Annotated in this window: 15 protein-coding genes and 1 tRNA gene; 10 read left to right on the top strand and 6 right to left on the bottom strand. The window is 66.6% G+C overall.

Features of this window, described 5'->3' with window-relative positions; translation table 11 throughout:
• The first annotated feature begins 121 nt into the window (after positions 1 to 121).
• The 7 genes from KF903_RS13605 to KF903_RS13575 all read left to right on the top strand — a co-directional run bounded on the left by KF903_RS13605 (position 122) and on the right by KF903_RS13575 (position 7,705).
• Complete coding sequence (locus tag KF903_RS13605) at positions 122 to 1,210, top strand: radical SAM protein (RefSeq protein ID WP_291215887.1); 1,089 nt, start codon at positions 122 to 124, stop codon at positions 1,208 to 1,210.
• Positions 1,207 to 2,307, top strand: a complete 1,101-nt coding sequence (locus KF903_RS13600; RefSeq protein WP_291215884.1) for a hypothetical protein — start codon at positions 1,207 to 1,209, stop codon at positions 2,305 to 2,307. The genes KF903_RS13605 and KF903_RS13600 overlap by 4 nt, the downstream gene beginning before the upstream one ends.
• A gap of 19 nt (positions 2,308 to 2,326) precedes the next feature.
• Positions 2,327 to 2,845, top strand: a complete 519-nt coding sequence (locus tag KF903_RS13595) for a PH domain-containing protein (RefSeq protein WP_291215882.1) — start codon at positions 2,327 to 2,329, stop codon at positions 2,843 to 2,845.
• 286 nt (positions 2,846 to 3,131) lie between these two features.
• Positions 3,132 to 4,364, top strand: coding sequence for an efflux RND transporter periplasmic adaptor subunit (locus KF903_RS13590; protein WP_291215880.1), 1,233 nt, complete (start codon positions 3,132 to 3,134; stop codon positions 4,362 to 4,364).
• Between the two features lie 33 nt (positions 4,365 to 4,397).
• Positions 4,398 to 5,087 (top strand): ABC transporter ATP-binding protein, encoded by a 690-nt coding sequence (locus KF903_RS13585; protein WP_291215877.1) that lies wholly within the window; start codon positions 4,398 to 4,400, stop codon positions 5,085 to 5,087.
• Positions 5,088 to 5,222: 135 nt separating this feature from the next.
• A complete protein-coding gene (locus KF903_RS13580; RefSeq protein WP_291215874.1) occupies positions 5,223 to 6,383 on the top strand; it encodes an FtsX-like permease family protein in 1,161 nt (386 codons plus the stop codon).
• 11 nt (positions 6,384 to 6,394) lie between these two features.
• Entirely contained in the window at positions 6,395 to 7,705 is a 1,311-nt protein-coding gene (locus KF903_RS13575; RefSeq protein ID WP_291215871.1) for an ABC transporter permease, read from the top strand.
• Here KF903_RS13575 and yedA read toward each other — a convergent pair.
• Both yedA and KF903_RS13565 read right to left on the bottom strand, forming a co-directional pair.
• Entirely contained in the window at positions 7,635 to 8,621 is a 987-nt protein-coding gene (gene yedA, locus KF903_RS13570) for a drug/metabolite exporter YedA (protein WP_291215869.1), read from the bottom strand. The two genes, KF903_RS13575 and yedA, sit on opposite strands and share 71 nt — an antisense overlap.
• A 102-nt stretch (positions 8,622 to 8,723) precedes the next feature.
• Positions 8,724 to 8,996, bottom strand: a complete 273-nt coding sequence (locus tag KF903_RS13565) for a hypothetical protein (RefSeq protein ID WP_291215867.1) — start codon at positions 8,994 to 8,996, stop codon at positions 8,724 to 8,726.
• 88 nt (positions 8,997 to 9,084) lie between these two features.
• On the opposite strand from KF903_RS13565, the gene KF903_RS13560 reads away from it, so the two are divergent.
• Positions 9,085 to 9,417: a Rieske 2Fe-2S domain-containing protein gene (locus tag KF903_RS13560; RefSeq protein WP_291215865.1), complete on the top strand. Its 333-nt coding sequence runs from the start codon at positions 9,085 to 9,087 to the stop codon at positions 9,415 to 9,417.
• A 13-nt stretch (positions 9,418 to 9,430) separates the two neighbouring features.
• Here KF903_RS13560 and KF903_RS13555 read toward each other — a convergent pair whose 3' ends face one another.
• From KF903_RS13555 to KF903_RS13545, 3 genes are all read right to left on the bottom strand, one after another.
• Complete coding sequence (locus tag KF903_RS13555; protein ID WP_291215863.1) at positions 9,431 to 11,278, bottom strand: SLC13 family permease; 1,848 nt, start codon at positions 11,276 to 11,278, stop codon at positions 9,431 to 9,433.
• A 41-nt stretch (positions 11,279 to 11,319) separates the two neighbouring features.
• Positions 11,320 to 11,994 (bottom strand): tRNA (guanosine(46)-N7)-methyltransferase TrmB, encoded by a 675-nt coding sequence (gene trmB, locus KF903_RS13550; RefSeq protein ID WP_291215861.1) that lies wholly within the window; start codon positions 11,992 to 11,994, stop codon positions 11,320 to 11,322.
• Between the two features lie 351 nt (positions 11,995 to 12,345).
• Positions 12,346 to 14,820: a DUF6600 domain-containing protein gene (locus KF903_RS13545; protein ID WP_291215858.1), complete on the bottom strand. Its 2,475-nt coding sequence runs from the start codon at positions 14,818 to 14,820 to the stop codon at positions 12,346 to 12,348.
• Positions 14,821 to 15,078: 258 nt separating this feature from the next.
• Here KF903_RS13545 and KF903_RS13540 point away from each other — a divergent pair.
• Positions 15,079 to 15,152 (top strand) — tRNA-Gly (locus KF903_RS13540).
• A 238-nt stretch (positions 15,153 to 15,390) separates the two neighbouring features.
• Entirely contained in the window at positions 15,391 to 17,244 is a 1,854-nt protein-coding gene (locus KF903_RS13535; RefSeq protein WP_291215856.1) for an integrase arm-type DNA-binding domain-containing protein, read from the top strand.
• Positions 17,245 to 17,291: 47 nt separating this feature from the next.
• Here the strand turns inward: KF903_RS13535 and KF903_RS13530 are convergent.
• A partial coding sequence (locus tag KF903_RS13530; RefSeq protein WP_291215853.1) for a LysR substrate-binding domain-containing protein occupies positions 17,292 to 17,612 on the bottom strand: 321 nt, incomplete at its 5' end.

Raw genomic sequence — 17,612 nt, 5'->3', positions numbered from 1 at the left:
ATTGAATCACCGATCCGGCTAAACGTTATTGCGAAAGAAACTCGGCGACGTCTGGATGGCTAGAGCTATTCAAACCGTTCGTTTGTGTGTTCAGATTAGACGTCGTTATAGGAGAGGAGTGATGGACACGCTCGATGCTCTGATGGAACGCTCGTTTCCGCACACACTGACAATCCTGACGACGTACCAGTGCACGGCCGCATGTCGGCAGTGTTGCTTCGAATCGTCCCCGAACGTTGTCGGCCGGTTGAGTCGCGGCCAAATTCTCGAACGCATTCACGAAGCGAAAGACAGCTTTCCGGGCTTGAGGCTGGTCGTCTTCAGCGGCGGTGAGGCGTTTCTTCTCAAAGAGGACTTGTACGTCGCGGTTGAATTGGCGACGTCGTTGGGCCTCATGACGCGGATCGTAACGAACGGGTCGTGGGGAAAGAGTGCAGATCACGCATTTGCGACTGCGAACCGCTTGAAGTTGTCGGGTCTCACGGAAATCAACATCAGCACCGGTGCCGACCATCAGGAGTGGGTCCCCATCACTAGTGTCGCGAACGCGGCGTTCGCGTTGACGAAGTCGGGTATCTCCACGCTCATCACAGTCGAAACTGATCCGGCCGAGGCGAACTGCCTGCGCGACATCGTCAACCACCCGGTGATTCGAGACGCGCTCCAAACGCGCCTGCTGAAGATCCAATCCAATAGCTGGATGCCCTTTAATGAGGACGCCCAACAACGCAAGATGCCCAACGCGCACGATTCATTGGAAGATGGGTGCAGCCAGATTTTTGAAACGGTCGTCGTGACGCCGCACAGCAACCTGTCGGCCTGCTGCGGACTGACCCTTGAGCACATCCCTGAGATGCGGCTCGGTCACATCGATGAAGCCTCGACGATGCGCGACCTCTACCGCTCGCAGATTGATGATTTTCTGAAGTATTGGATTCACGTCGACGGGCCCTACATGATCATCAAGCGATTGCTTGGCGATGACGCCAACGGCCTGCTCAAAGGCGTCGTCCATATTTGCCAAGCGTGCGTGATTCTTCATCAGAATCAACACGTCCGCGAGGCCTTGGTTGAACGCTATTCCGAATTCGTTACGGAAATTATGACCCGTTTCTCTTTGGAAGCCGTAAGAAAACAAAAGGAACTCGAGCACGTTCCATTGCCGGGCAAAACGGTTACAGCGTTGGTGTCAATGGAGGTAGAGGCATGAAACGCAGAAAATTTCTCAAAGGTGGCGTCGCGGCGCTCGGCGCGCCTTTGGCGGTGGGAACGGCAGGTCGGCTTTACGGCACGCCGGCGAGCGTCCAACCACGCGACATCTCGGACTTGGACAAGTTCAAGCTCCCTCTTTCCAAGGCAAAGGTACCAAGTGAGCTTTGGGATGGGTTGTCGAAGGTCGCCAAGCTGTGGGAGAACGTCCTTACTAATCCATCGGAGAGCACCGCCTTCCACAAAGACCCAACGGGATATCTGGGCTCCATTGGATTGGACGCATCAGATCGAACCCTCGCCACGGAGACGGTGGTACTTCTCCGGGCGATTGCGGATCCCGCGGTGAAAACCGCACTTGCGAAGAGCGACTATGTCTCGGTGTTCAGTCAGCTCATCGATGCCGGCGTATTCACCTCGACCGATCCCTCGGCACTCCAGTCCCATGTCGAGCAGATCTTCCGCGAAAACATCGAGGAGATTCAGATGTCGATTGCGGCGATCCAGCCGTACGTCGAACAGACGAAGCAGCGAGCGTTGCTCGCGTCGATCGACAGCGGCGACACGGTGCTAAGCGACGACGATATCGTGAGCCTCAGCCAGGTCTTGGTCGAGCACATTGGAGCCGGGCCGCAGCCGATGTGTACGGCGGTGGCGTTGTGCGTGGTGGCGGTTGGCATCGCGGCGACGGTCGTTGCCTATGTGTCCGTGGTCATCGCGGCCACGGTCGGCATACTTGCGGCTGTGTTCATCAGCGCCGCGGTGAAAACCGCGATCGTGGTCGGCGGAACCAATCCAGAGTCCAATCGGTTTGGAACGGATGCCGGGTTGGTTTCCTCATCGTTCACCGGCGAATTCGTGAAGCTTGATCCGGCGGCCATGCGCAACGCCGAGCGCGCGGTGCGATTGGCCGTCCTGACCGACGACGCGGGACTGCAAGTGTATAGCGCCAAGCAAGCGGTCCAGTTGGAAGTTCATGCGGTTCTGACAGCGATGCGCAACGTCAATCTACTACCGGTCTCGCAGGACGTGTTGCCAAACATCATCGACGTCGTGACTCGGTATTCTTGGAAATGCTTGGGACTGGACCGGGTTTGAATCAAAAGGTACGGTAGTCATGAGCGCGACGCTATACACCATATCATCATTCAACTTCAAGCCGATTCTAGTCATTGTCGTTTTAGTTTCGGTCTTGCCGTTTGCAACCGTTCTCTTGGCGCTGTATTTGGCCACGGGAAGCGTCAACTTCAAGATTCCGGCGGTGATTGGGGTGCTGACTCTCCCGCTTACGATTTTTCTGCTCGCTCAATTGATCATGGTGAAGATCGTTACGGAGGAGACACAGTTGACGGTCGGCGGTGGACTCTACAAAGAGACGATTGCACGATCCGCCATTCGGGGCGAAGCGATCGTGACGTTAGACTCGGCAGAGTTGCGCAAGGCGCTCGGCATCCGAGTCAACGGCGTGGGATTGCCTGGGTTCTTGCTCGGCTGGTTCCAACCGCGCGGCGGACGAAAGGTCTTTGTGCTGCAAACTGCCGGGCGAGCCGTGCTTGTTCCTACGACCGGTGCGTACGATGTCATCGTCAGTCCGGACGACACGCAAGCGTTCATTGCTGACCTGCAAAGGCGCTGACCATACTTGAGCCAGACGACTCGCCTGGGCTCGCTTTTCCGCACTCTCCTGCTGGGCACCGAGCTAAAGCCGTCCGCATGGCACAGCGACGGACTCGCACGGCCGTGCGCACGATCGTCGCCGAACGCCATCGAAAGACCAGGCAACGCGCATCGCCCTTCCAGTCGTGCTCTGGGAATCCGGATGACATTCGTCATGAGCGATCCATGATGAGCGCGAGTCCCTGACGCGTTGCGTTTGCCGCAGCATGCGAGAATCAGGGATTCGCCCTGATCTCCTGCCTGCCATGGACCAGTCGCAACTGCTCAAGGAACTGCGTATCGACCGCTCGGCGCCAACCGCGACGGGAGCGTCGCGCGGTCGTTGGATTGCGCTCGCCGTGGGGGTCGCGCTCCTCGTGGCGGCGGGCGGTTGGTGGCTGTTGCGCGGCACGCGCGCGCTGGTGGTCGAAACGGCCGTCGCGACTGCGCCACAGGCGGGTGGGGCCGCCAGCATGGCCGTACTGCAGGCGACCGGCTACGTGACCGCGCGGCGGCAGGCCACGGTATCGGCGCAGATCACGGGCACGCTGACCCAGGTGCTGATCGAGGAGGGCGAGCGCGTCGCGGCGGGGCAGGTATTGGCCACGCTCGAGGACGCCGCGCAGAAGGCGATGCTCGCGCAGGCGCAAGCCGGACTGCGCGCCGCGCAGGCGCAGCTCGAGCAGGCGCGCGCCCAGCTCGCGCAGAACGAACGCGACGAGCGGCGCGCGACCGAACTCCTCGGCCGCCAGCTCGTCTCGCGCCAGGCGGTGGAGCTCGCGCGTACCCAGGTCGCGAGCCAGCGCGCGCTGGTGCAGGCGCAGGCGCGCCAGGTCGAGGTGGCGCAGGCCAACGTCAACGCGGCGCAGGTGCAGCTCGACTACTGCACGGTGCGCGCGCCGTTCGCGGGCGTCATCACCGCCAAGGCCGCCCAGGTCGGCGAGATCGTCTCGCCGCTGTCGGCCGGCGGCGGCTTCACGCGCACCGGCGTGGGCACGATCGTCGACATGGATTCGCTCGAGATCGAGGTCGACGTCAACGAGGCCTACATCCAGCGCGTGGTCGCGGGCCAGCCGGTCGAAGCCGTGCTCGACGCCTATCCCGACTGGAAGATCCCCGCGCACGTGATCGCGATCATCCCGGCCGCCGACCGCGGCAAGGCCACGGTCAAGGTGCGCATCGGTTTCAACGAGAAGGACGCGCGGATCGTGCCCGACATGGGCGTGCGCGTGTCCTTCCTCGAGGACGACAAGGACGGCGCGGGCGCGGCGCCGCCACCGAGCGGCGTGCTGGTGCCGACCGATGCGATCGTGCAGCGCGACGGACGCAGCGTCGTGTTCGTCGTCGAGGACGGACGGGTGCGGCAGCGCGCGGTGACGCCGGGACGGGCCCAGGCCGACCAGCGCCTGGTCGAGGGCGTCGCCGCCGGTACGCGCGTGGTGCGCAAGCCGGGCGCCGACCTCGGCGATGGCGCGCGCGTCGAGGCAGCACGCAAATAGCACGCGCCGGCGGGCGCACAGCGAGGAACCGAGATGGGCAGCATCGTCACGATCCGCGACCTCAGCAAGGTCTACGTCCGCGGCCGGCAGCAGGTCGAGGTGCTCCACCACATCGATCTCGACATCGCGCAGGGCGATTTCCTCGCGCTGATGGGGCCGTCCGGTTCGGGCAAGACCACGCTGCTCAACCTCATCGGCGGCCTGGATTCGCCGACCGCGGGCACGCTCGAGGTCGGCGGCCAGCGCATCGACCGGCTTGGCGAGGGCGCGCTCGCCAAGTGGCGCAGCGAGCACGTCGGCTTCGTGTTCCAGTTCTACAACCTGCTGCCGATGCTGTCGGCGCAGAAGAACGTGGAGCTGCCGCTGCTGCTCACGCGCCTCGCCGCCGCCGAGCGCCGGCGCCGCGCCGCGATCGCGCTGCAGCTCGTGGGCCTCGCCGACCGTGTCGGCCACAAGCCGGGCGAGCTGTCGGGTGGCCAGCAGCAGCGCGTCGCGATCGCGCGCGCGATCGTCTCCGATCCGGACCTGCTGGTGTGCGATGAACCGACCGGCGACCTCGACCGCCAGTCGGCGCAGGACGTGCTCGGGCTGCTGCAGATGCTCAACCGCGAGCACGGCAAGACGATCATCATGGTCACGCACGACCCCAAGGCCGCCGAATACGCGACCCACACGCTGCATCTGGACAAGGGCACGCTGGTCGAGCACGGCGTGGTGGGCTGACGCCGCCATGTCCGTGCAGCATGCGGTCACCACCGACGGTCGGCGCAGGAGCATTGCCGATGGCGCTGCCGGCGTCCCGCCCGCGCGATCGTGGCAGGCGCCGGCCCGTTCCTCCACCACCATCGAGCCCATCCCATGAAATACCTCCATCTCATCTGGGCCGCGTTGTTCCGCCGCAAGGCACGCACGATATTCACGCTGGCCTCGGTGATGGCCGCGTTCCTGCTGTTCGGCCTGCTCGACTCGGTGCGCGCCGCGTTTGGCGACGCCGGCAACAGCGTGGCCGGTGTCGATCGGCTGCTGGTGATGTCCCGGATCAGCATGACCGTGTCGCTGCCGCAGAGCCTGTTGCCGCGCATCGAGGCCGTGCCGGGCGTCAAGGAGGTGGCCTACGGCAACTGGTTCGGTGGCATCTATCAGGATCCCAGGAACTTCTTTCCCAACGAAGCCGTCAGCGACAACTTCCTCGACCTGTTCGACGAGTACGAGATGCCCGCGGACCAGCGCGCCGCGTTTCGCAACACGCGCACCGGCGCCATCGTCGGTGCCGAGCTGGCGCAGCGCTTCGGCTGGAAGATCGGCGACAAGATCCCGCTGCAGGCGACGATCTTCCCGCAGCGCGACGGCAGCAACACCTGGACCTTCGACCTCGTCGGCATCTTCCATGCGCGGGACCGCAAGGAGAAGAACCGCGAGTCGATCCTGTTCTTCCGCTGGAAATACCTCGACGAGTCGCGGCCGTTCGACCGTGGCCGCATCGGCTTCTACGTGGCCCAGCTCGCCGATGTGAACCAGGCCGACGCGGTCGCGCACGCGATCGACGCGATCTCGGCCAACTCCGACCACGAGACCAAGACGCAGAGCGAGAACGCGTTCAACCGCGCCTTCGTGAGCCAGTTCGCCGACATCGGCCTCATCGTCGCCGGCATCATGAGCGCGGTGTTCTTCACGCTGATCCTGCTCACCGGCAACACCATGGCGCAGGCCGTGCGCGAGCGCATTCCCGAGCTCGCGGTGCTCAAGACGATCGGCTTCTCCAACCGCAGCGTGCTCGGCCTGGTGCTCGCCGAGTCGGTGCTGCTGATCCTGCTCGGCGGCCTCATCGGCATCGCGCTCGCGGCGCTCATCGTGCCGGTGATGAGCACCCAGGTGCGCGGCCTGCTGCCCGATCAGGTGCGGCTGGCGACCTGGCTGTTCGGCATCGCCATGATGATCGGCATCGGACTCGTGGTCGGCGCGCTGCCGGCGCTGCGCGGCATGCGCCTGCGCATCGTCGATGCGCTGGCTGGACGTTGAGGGAGACTGTCATGCGCAAACTGCTGCCAAACCTCGCCATCACGCTCGCGCTGCTCGCGACGGCCGTGCCGCTGGCCATGCTGCCGTGGCCGGCACTGCTCGCGCTGGCGATCGTGTTGGCACTGTGGATGGTGCTGAGTCATCGCGGCCAGCAGACCTGGGCCGTCACGCGGGTGGGCCTGTCCACGCTGGGTCAGCGGCTGGGTTCGTCGTCGGTGGTCGTGGTCGGCATCGCCGGCGTGGTCGGCGTGCTGGTGGCATTGCTCGCGATGGGTGAGGGCTTCCGTGCCACGCTGGCGGAAACCGGCAGCGACGATACCGTGCTGGTCACGCGTGCCGGCGCCAATGCCGAGCTCAATTCGGTGCTGCTGCACGATGCCGTGGTGCAGATCGAGCAGGCGCCCGGCATCCTCAAGGACGCACAGGGTCGGCCGATCGCTTCACCCGAGCTCGTGGTGGTGGCCTCGCTGCCGCGCCAGGGCAGCGGCCTCGATGCCAACGTGCAGATCCGCGGCGTCGGACCGCAAGTGCGCGAGCTGCGCCCGCAGGTCGAGATCACCGCCGGGCGCTACTTCGAGCCGGGTCTGCGCGAACTCGTGGTCGGCAAGGGCGCCGCCGAGCAGTTCCAGGGACTGGAGCTGGGGGCGCAGATCCGCCTCAACAACCAGGTCTGGACCGTGGTCGGCACGTTCCGCGCGGGCGATGCGTTCGACTCCGAGGTATGGGCCGACGCCGACATCGTCGCTTCGACCTATCGTCGCGGCAACAGCGTCACCGATGTCACGGTCAAGCTCGTCAACGCCGATGCGTTGGACGGCTTCAAGGCCGCGCTGGCGGCCAATCCGCAGCTCAAGGTCGATGCCGAGACCACGCGTGCGTACTTCAGCAAGCAGTCCGAAGGGCTGAGCCGGCTGCTCCGCATCGTCGGCAGCGTGGTCGGCGCGATCATGGCGATCGGCGCGATCTTCGGCGCGCTCAACACGATGTATGCCGCCGTTGCCGCGCGCGCGCGCGAAATCGCCACCTTGCGCGCGATCGGCTTCCGCGGCCTGCCGGTGGTGGTATCGGTGATGCTGGAAACGATGCTGCTGGCGCTCGCCGGCGGCTTGCTGGGTGCGGCGGTGGCGTGGCTCCTGTTCGACAACTACACGGTGTCGACGCTGAGCCAGAATTTCAGCCAGGTCGTGTTCGCATTCCGCGTGTCGCCGGCGCTCGTCCTGACGGGCCTCAAGTGGGCGCTCGTGATCGGCTTCATCGGCGGACTGTTTCCGGCGCTGCAGGCCGCGCGCCTGCCGGTGACGACGGCGCTGCGGGAGTTGTGACGCCGCGTCCGCGCGTGAGCGCGAGGATGGCCACGCCGGCGAGGATGATCGCCATCGCGACGAGATCGCCGCCGTGCACGGTCTCGCCGCCGAACAGTGCGCCGATCAGCACGGCCACTGGCGGATTGACGTAGGCATAGCTCGTGGCCAACGCGGGCCGCACGTGGCCGAGCAGGTAGAGATAGGCGCTGAACCCGATGATCGAGCCGAACACGGCCAGGTACAGCAGGGCGAGGTTGGCTGCCAGCGGCGCCGCGACCGGCCAGCGCTCGCCGATCACGGCGGCGAACAACAACAGCAATACGCCGGCAGTGAGCATCTGCGCGGCCGTGTTCATTGCCGGCGCCGGCATGTCGCGCTGCTTGCTCCAGATCGAGCCGAACGCCCATGCCGCCGCTGCCACCACCAACGCGAGCGCGCCCAGTGGCGCGCCGGCCATGCCGCTGCCGAAGTTGAGCACGATGACGCCGGCGAAACCGACCGCGAGGCCGAGCCATTCGTGGCGATGTGGCCACTGGCCCCAGATGCCACCGAAGATCGCCGCGAACAGCGGCATGCTGGCGACCGCCACCGCAGCCAGGCCCGAGGCGACGACCTGCTCCGCGTAGCAGACCAGGCCATTGCCGAGCCCCAGCAGCATGGCTCCGCTCAGCGCGCAGTTGCGCCACTGCCGCGCGGTCGGCGCCGGCATGCCGCGCCAGCGCAGGAAGGCGAACAGCGCGAGGCCCGCGCCGAGGAAGCGCACGCCGGCGAGCAGGAACGGCGGCCAGCTCACCAGTGCGATGCGGATCGCCAGGTAGGTCGAGCCCCACACCAGGTACAAGGCCAGCAGCGCCGCCGGCACCAGCAACGATGGGCGCCGCCAGCGTGGGGCAGGGCTGGGCGCGGCAGGGTCGCGGTCGGCGGTGTCGTTCATCTGGATGGGACGGACTGCAGGCAGGGTGCGGTGTCGCCGCCGATGACGGCACTGGATGGCAGCGGCGCGTGGCCCACCGATGCGGTCCGCTCGCGGCGTCGCTCAGCGGGCGCGGTGGCGATCGAAACCCTGTGGCAGCACCTTGAATTCGCCGTCGATCACGCTGCTGGTGGCGACCGGCGGCGCGGTGCTGCCGCGCATGCCGTCGCGCAGCTTGCGCCAGGCGAACCACAGCGCGCCGCCGGCCAGCAGCAGCGCGAGCACGATTGCGCCGAGCATGAGCGCGACGCCCACCGCGAGCACGCCGATCACGAGCACGGCCAGTCGCGCCAGCGGATGGCGCGGACGGGCAAAGCGCAAGCTGGTATGGAACATCGCGGGTGCTGCCTGTGCCAGAATCGCAAGTTGCGGGAACAGGCACCATAGGGGTGCCCGAGGCCGCCCACAAGTGCTGAAAGTTGGCATGACCGCATCCACGCCGCTGTGTCGGCTTGACGAGATTCCGGCCCAAGGGGCGCTGTCGGTGCATGTCGACAGTGCCACCGGCGGGTTCGACCTGATCCTCATGCGCGACGGCGACGGTGTCGTCGCCTACCACAACGAATGTCCGCACCAGGGACGGCGGCTCGATTACGCGCCGGGTCGCTTCATCGTGCGTGACCAGCACATCACGTGCGCCGCACACGGCGCGACGTTCCGCAGCGGCGATGGCGTGTGCGTGTCCGGGCCCTGCTGCGGGTCATCACTGGCCACGGTCGCAGTGCATGTGAGCGACGGCCTGGTGTACGCGCGCTGAGGCGGGCGCACCCTCAGCGGAACAGCAGGTTGATGCTGACCAGCAGCGTCGCCAGCATCAGCACGGTCAGCGGCAGGCCCACGCGCAGGAAGTCGCGGCTGCGGTAGCCGCCCGGTCCGGCGATGATCATCAGCACCGGGCTGGCGCTGGGCAGGATGAACGTGTTCGAGGTCGAGATCGCGACCACCAGCGCGTACAGCGCCGGGTTGCCACCCGAGGCGAGCGCCACGTTGATCGCCATCGGCACCATCATCACCGCCGCGCCGACGTTGGAGATGACCTGCGAGAACATCAATGCCAGCACGGCCACCACCAGTTGCAGGCTCCACTGTGGCCAGTGGCCGATGTAGCGCATCACCTCCTGCGCCAGCCACGCCGCCGCACCGGTCGAGTCCATCGCCGCGCCGAGCGGGATCAGGCAGGCCAGCGTGAAGATGGTTTTCCAGTTGATCGCGCCGTAGGCCTCGTCCATGTCGAGCACGCCGGCCAGCAGCATGCCGACCGCGCCGCACAGCATCGCCACCGACAGCTTGAGGTCGGTGAACAGGCCCAGTCCCATGGCCAACGCGAAGAACGCCACCGCATACCAGATCTTGGCCGGGCGCTGCTCGTCTTTGGGGTAGTCGGTGACGACGACGAAATCGTGTGATTCGGCGGCCTGGGTCAGGTCGCGCCAGAAGCTGTGCAGGACCAGCGTGTCACCGGCGCGCAGCGACACCTGGCGCACGTCCTCGCGGAACACCTGATCGCCGCGATTGACCGCCAGCACCGAGATGCCACGCGTCTTGCGCAGGCGCAGGTCGCCGACGGCCTGCTTGATCCACGGTGAACTCGGCGGCAGCACCACTTCGGAGATGCCGGCGCGGGTCGGATTGAACAGGTCGGCGAAATTGCGCAGCCGTGACGACATCTGGCACAGCTGGGTGTTGGCGAACTCGGCCACGGCTTCGCGCTTGCCAAGCACGCCGAGCACGCTGCCGACCCAGATCATCTGGTCGCCCGGCGGCGCCATGCGCGCCTCGTTGCCGGTCTTGAGCGCCAGGATCAGGGGGGCGTTGTGCAGTTGTTCGATCTCGCTCACGTTCATGCCCACCAGCGGGCTGTCGGTGGTGACCGTGAGTTCGGCCACCTCGCCGGCGATGCCGTAGGTCTCGGCGAAGTAGGTCTCGGTGCGCCCCGGGGTCACCATCTGCCGTTCCTCGTCGTCACTCGGGAACAGCTTGCGGGTGAACAGCGCGAAGTAGAGCAGGCCGGTCAACAGCAGCGGAATGCCGATCGGGGCGATCGCGAACAGGCTGAAACTCTGGATTGTCTGCGCGCCCGGCGGCAGGTTGCGGTTGGCGCTGGCGATGAGGTCGTTGAGCAGGATCAGCGGCGAGTTGGACACCATCGTCATGTTGGTGCCGCACAGGATCATGAACGCCATCGGCAGCAGCAGGCGCTTGAGCGGCAAGCCGGTGCGTGAGCTGATGCGGCTCACCACCGGCAGGAACAGCGCCGACAGGGCCTGGCTCTGGATCAGGCTCGACAGACTGCCGGCCATCGCGTTGATGAGCAGCGACACACGCGCCTCGACACCGCCGGCCAGGCGCAGGATGAACGCGGCAGCCATGCCGAGCACGCCGGTACGGTCGAGGCCGGCGCCCATGATCATCACCGCGATCAGCGAGATCACCGCATTGCCGGCGAAGCCGTCGAACAACTGCTCCACCGGTATCAGGCGCGTCACCCCGATCACCACGATCACGAGCAGGGCGATGAGGTCGGTGCGGATCCATTCCAGAACCAGCATCACCACGGTGAACGCGAGCAACGCGAACACCAGGGTCATGTTGGTGGTGAGGCTCAGGCCGGCTTCCATTCGGGGCGGTTCCGCTTGTGGCCGTGGCGCATCAGTGGTCCTCAGATGCGTTCATGGACGAAGTCCCAGGTGCCGTGGCCCAGGCGCAGGCCGCGGCGCTCGAAGTGCGTCTGCACGCGCCAGGGCGGTCGCGTCGCCGGATCGGCATGGGCGGCGCTCGCCCGCCACGCGGGCGCCTCGCCCAGCACCTGCTGCATGTGCTCGGCATACTCGGCCCAGTCGGTTGCCAGATGCAAGCGACCACCGCGCGCCACGCGCGTGGCGAGCAGTTCGAGGAAATCCGGTTGGATCAGGCGACGCTTGTGGTGGCGCTTCTTGTGCCAGGGGTCGGGGAAATAGATGCGTACCTCGGCCAGCGAATCGGCTGCGATCTCGTGCGTGAGCACCTCGACCGCGTCGTGGTTGTACAGGCGCACGTTGCCGATATCGGCCGCGGCCAGCGCATTCATGAGCCGGCCCACGCCGGGGCGATGCACCTCCACGCCGATGAAGTCATGCGCGGGCTCGGCCTGTGCCGAGTGCAGGAGCTGCTCGCCGTTGCCGAAGCCGATCTCGAGCACGCGCGGCGCCTGGCGCCCGAACACCGCGTCCATGTCGCGTGGCCGGCCGGTGATCTCGAGCCCGTAGCGGGCCCAGTGCTGGTCGAAGGCGCGCTGCTGGGCGGGGGTGAAGCGTCCCTGTCGCAGCACGAAGCTGCGGATCGGCCGTTCACGCATGCGAGCTCTCCCGCCCGTGCGGCCGCGCGGCGCTCGGCCATGCCGCACCGTCTGCCGACGCACAAGGTCTGCGCCGGGCGCCGGTGACGGTCGCGGCGCGCCAGGGTTGGAACACGACGCCGACAATGCGGTGGTGACTGGCAAAGGGCTCCGGCATCGGCAGGGTCGGCTCGCTCGCAACGGCGTGACAGTGCGCCAATGATCGCATCCCGGGCGGTCATCGAGACAGCCGGTCGCGTCGCGGCGGTCAGCTCGGAGTGGGTCGCCAGCGCCCGCTTGCCGACGGTTCGACCAAAAAAGATGCCGCGCAGTGCGCGGCATCGAATCAGGTTTGCGCCAGATCGCGTGGGATCAGCGGCGCTCGTAGCTGCGCCCACCACTGTCGGATTCGTCGCGGTTGCCGCGGCGCGCCGGCGCCGATTCGCGTGCCGGGGCCGACTCGCGCGGTGGCGACGCCTGGCGCATTTCCCGTGGTGCCTCGACGCGTGGTTGTGCGGCCGGTTGCGGCGCCTCGTAGCCGCGCGAGCGCACGGCAGGCTGCTCCATCGCGCGCTGTTGCGGCGCTTCGTAGCTGCGCTGGCGGAACGTCGGCTGGCTCACCTCACGCTGCTGTTGCGGTGCCTCGTAGCCGCGAGAGCGGAACGCCGGCTGGCTGTCGTCGCGTTGCTGTTGCGGTGCCTCGTAGCCGCGCGAGCGGGTCGCGGGCTGCTCCATCGAGCGCTCCTGCTGCGCAGGCGCATAGCCGCGCGAGCGCAGCCCGGACTGGCTGTCCTCGCGCTGCTGCACGGGCGCGTCGTTGCTGCGCGAGCGGACGTTGCCGGGTGTCGGCGACGCAGCGGAATCGAGCGTGCGCGTGCGCTCCAGCGCCCGGTTGCCATCGCGATTCTGCGGCAGCGTCGCGGGTTCGGCGTTGCCACGCGACGGCGCGAAACGCGAGGACGGCAAGGCGCGCTCATTACCGCGCGCGCCCCGGCTCTCGTCACGCGGCGTCACCGGCGATTCGGCGTCGCCGCGCTGCAGCGGGGTCGCGCCGCGCACGACCGGCGTGCTGCCGCGCTCCATGGGGGTTACGCTGCGTTCGGCGGGCATGGAGCCGCGCTCCACCGGCGCCGTGTTGCGCTCGGTGGGCGTGAGGCCGCGCTCGGCCGGTGTCACGCCGCGCCCGGCGGGGCCGGTGGTGCGATCGCCGGCCATGGCGGGCGTGCCACGCGTCAGGGCCTGCGGCCGGGCCTCGGTGCTGTCGACCACGCGCACCCGCGCTGCCACGCCGCGCGTGGCATCGGCTTGACCGCGCGCCGTCGTGGCAGCGTCCAGCGGGCGTGCCAGCGGTTGCCCGCCGTTGCGTTCGATGGCCTGGATGCGTTCGCCGATCGGCGCCACCCGCGGCGCGGGGGCGGTGCGCGCAATGATCGGGCGTTCCAGCACCGCGGCTTGCGGACGCTCGTCGACGCGGCGCGCCGTAGCCGAGACGAAGCTGCCTTCGGTCGGCGCCACGCCGAGGCGGCTGACGACGTTGGCGTTGCTCCACTGCCGGGCATTGACATCGACGCGACCGGCCATCACCGGGCGCGCACCGACGAAGGTGTCGCGCGACACCGCGGTCAGCGCCGCACGGTTGTTGCGCCACATGTAGTCGGTGCCGGGCACCGGGCGGCCACGCGAATAGTCGTTGTAGACGTTGGTGATGCGCACGTTGTTGATGATCGTCGTGTTGTGCACGTTGATGTTGGTGAAGTAACGGTGCGAGCTGTGGTACCACGGCACGTAGACATCACGCGGGCCGAGCGGGAACCAGCCGATCGGGCCACCCAGCGACACGCTCGCGCCCCAGCCGTGGCCGCCCACGAAGGCCACCATCGCCGGCGCATAGATCGCGCGCACATGGCGCGGGCCCGGGCACCAGCCCCAACGGTTGCCGATATAGACCCAGCGGCCGTAGTGGAACGGCGCGAAACCCCATGGCGAATTGTCGATCCAGGTCCAGCCCCACGGGCCGACCCAAGACCAGTAACCGCTGCGGTACGGCGCCCAGCCCACCGCGACTTGCGTCGGGTACCACACGGCGCCGTAGTCGCGCGCGGTCGACCACGAACCGTATTCGTCAAGGTCGTAGGCGCCGATCATGTCGTCGGCGACGTACTGACGCGATACCGAACGCGAGTAGGCACGCTGGCGCGATGCCACCCAGTTGTCGAAATCGTCGGCGCGCGGCAGGTCGAGAATCTCGTAGTCGCGCAGCGCACTGTCGTTGAAGCGGTAGGAATTGCCGGCCCGCACGCTGTAGCTGGCATTGTTCTCGCCGTAAACGTCGGCGTTGCCCTCGAACACCGTGACCATGGTCGAGCGTCCGTCGGGGGCGATGTCGATGCGGTACAGGCCCGGCATCGTGGTCACGAATGCCAACGTCGGCGTGTCGATCTCGTAGCTCTGGCCCCGCGCGATGCTGCGCACGCTCAGGCTCAGCACGCCTTCGCTGAGCTCGAATTGCGCGAGATCGTTGTTGAGGTTGAGCAGGTTGAGCGAGCTGCGGTCGTCGATGCGCACGGTGGCGCCACCCAGTTGCAGTTCGGTGCGCGCGTTGCGATCGGTGTGCAGCGAATCGCCGGCCATCAACGGACGGTTCAATGAGGCCTGCACCCAATCCTTGCCGCCGGCCGGCTGGAAGCTCACCGCGCCGCCGAGGAAACTCAGTCGTGCCACCCGGTCGGGCGGATCGACCACGTCGTTGTCCGCTTGCGCCAGCGCCTGCCCGGTGACTGCTGCGCCGAGCAGCAATGCGAGTACCGCGGCACCCCAGGTGCGCGAACCGGATCGTGTCTTCAACATCGCCTTGCTCCTCCTCGCGCCTACGCCAGTCCCCGTCGCGGCGGGCCGTGCCCAGGATACGACCACCGGGACTGACAGGCGCCGCCAGTATCCGCGTCGCGCGCCTGAACGATGGCTTGCCGGTACCACAAGTTTGCAGTGGCTTGCAGTTGCGCTGTGCTCCGGTTCACACCGCACGCCCAGTGCTTGCCCGCGTCGCCGCGCGCCGCTACCCTGCACGCGCCTTGGCACCGGCTGCCGCCGCTCCAGGGCTCGCTCGCGGGCGTAGCTCAATGGTAGAGCTGCGGCTTCCCAAGCCGCTGACGTGGGTTCGATTCCCATCGCCCGCTCCACCGCATCATTCTGCGGACTTCCGCAGAAGTCCAAGAGAGTCTGCAAGTCGTTGCCACACAAGGACTTTTCCTCTCTTTGACGTTCTGCCGTAGTCCACTGCGATCCGCCTACAGCCGGGACTTTTAAGTCCACAAACAAGTCCATTTTTGCGGGCGCGGCTGATTCCGGATTGTTGATGGAGGGGCGAGGTCGACGTGACCAGCATCTGGTTCCTGACTCATGTTCAGGAGCAAGAGCATGGCACTCTCAGACCTGGCCGTTCGACAGGCCAAGGCAACTGGCAAGGCATACACCCTCCCTGACTTGGATGGCCTCTCCCTGGCCGTCACGGCTGCAGGGGGCAGGACTTGGCACTTCCGCTACTACTGGGCGGGCAAGCAGAAGCGGATGTCGCTCGGCACCTACCCGGAGGTGACGCTTCGCGAGGCCCGCAGCCTGCGCGACGAAGCGCGCGCCCTGCTGGCCAAAGGCACCAATCCTCGCGTTCACCGCAAGCAGAAGCGCACCGCTGTCCGGCTCGCCGACGAAAACACCTTCGAGGCGGTGTATCGCAAGTGGCTCAAGCATCGCGGGCTCAGCCTCAAGGAAGGCCGGCAGACGACCCTCTCGATACTTCCGCGCATCTTCGACAAGGATGTGCTGCCCGCCTTGGGCAAGCGGTCGATCTATGAGATCAAGCGTCCCGACCTGTTGGAGGTGATCGCCAAGATCGAGAAGCGCAAGGCGCTCTCCGTCGCCGAGAAAGTCAGAACGTGGTTCAACCAACTGTTCCGCTACGCGCTGGTGATCGTGCCGGGCCTGGAGCAGAACCCCGCCGCCGATCTCGATGTGGTGGCGCTGCCGCTGCCACCCGTCAACCACAACCCGTTCCTGCGCATGGCCGAGCTGCCGAAGCTGTTGCAGCGGCTGCGCAGCTATCGCGGCAGGCGGCAGACCCAGCTCGGGCTGCGGCTATTGCTGCTGACCGGCGTGCGAACCGGAGAGCTGCGACAGGCGACGCCGGATCAATTCGATCTGGACCGTGGGTTGTGGATCATCCCGCCCGACGTCGTGAAGCAACTCCAGTTGGATATGCGCAAGAAGCGGCAGCAGGCGAAGGACATCCCGCCCTACATCGTGCCGCTGTCGATTCAGGCCATGGAGATCGTCCGGCACCTGCTGGATGAGTTCAAGCCGGCCCAGCGCCACCTGTTCCGGCACGACAGCGACTTGAAGAAGCGCATCAGCGAGAACACGCTCAATGGTGCGCTCAAGCGCATGGGCTATCAGGAACGCCTGACCGGACACGGTATTCGCGGCACGATGTCCACCGCGCTCAACGAGATCGGCTACCCGAAGGTCTGGGTGGATGCACAGCTCTCGCATGTCGATCCCAACAAGGTCAGCGCGACCTACAACCATGCCGAGTACGTGGAGCAGCGTCGCCGCATGATGCAGGACTGGGCCGATCGGCTCGACCTCTTCGAGCAGAACCAGGTCGAGGCGGCCAGCATGCCGCTCACCGTGCATCTGGAAGGCGTGCCCGCGTTTCCGAGTGAGCAAACCGCAAGCGCGCCCTCCGCGCCGGTTGCCGCTTCGCCAATCCTGCTCGTGACGAAGCCGGGCGACGCCATGCCGTTGGTTTCTGCCGCCGCACATCGGCTGCCGGCGGTTCCGCCCCCTCGATCGGCCGCGCCGCTGGTGCCTTCGGACATTCAGCGCGAGAGGATGGAACTGTTCGATGTCTTCGAAGCGCCGCACAACCTTCCCGTCGCTGCGTTTGCCAAGATGGCAGGCAAATCCCGCAGGTGGATCAGCTACGAGATCAAGGCGGGCAACTTGCTGGCGTTGAACGTAGGCAACCGCGGCCAGCGCGTGCCGGACTGGCACCTCGACCCACTCAAGCACGAGCTGATCCAGTCCGTCCTGAAGCTAACCAGGGGTGCGGACCCTTGGCAGATCTACCATGCACTGCTACAGCCGCGCTCGATGCTGCGGGGGCGTTCGGCACTGGAGGGCGTGACGGCCGGCAATCTCGACAAGCTCGTCATGGCCGTGAGCACAGCCGTGAAGGAAAGCGAATGGACCCCGCCGCGAGTCGGGGTCGCCTAGCAGCAGGAATGCGGGATCGTGGCGAAACCGCGATCCCCGCGCGTCCGTCAGGACACCAAGCGCGCGCGGCGGGCGAATCTTGCCTGGGTGTCCGACAAGGAAGCGTTGCGGCGGAGCAGGTAAGCCATCACGATCGTTGGTGCGCCGGCCAGCGGCCGCACGGCGATGCCTCGGCGTAGGTAGCTCGCCAGTCTCGCGGCAGGCGCAATGGCGATCCCGTACCCGGCGGCAACCAGCGTCATCGCCACATCGAATGTCTCCACCGTTTGCTCTCGCTCCTGCAGCGCGTTTTCGAACACGCGCTGCACGGTCATGCGCCATGGTTCATCGGCCGTGGACTGCGAGCAGATCAAGGGCTGCTTGAGCAC

It is taken from the genome of Dokdonella sp., from assembly GCF_019634845.1.
Lineage (GTDB): Bacteria > Pseudomonadota > Gammaproteobacteria > Xanthomonadales > Rhodanobacteraceae > Dokdonella_A.
Note: the sequence above shows the minus strand (reverse complement) of the source record. Positions and strands in the feature narration are given on the sequence as shown.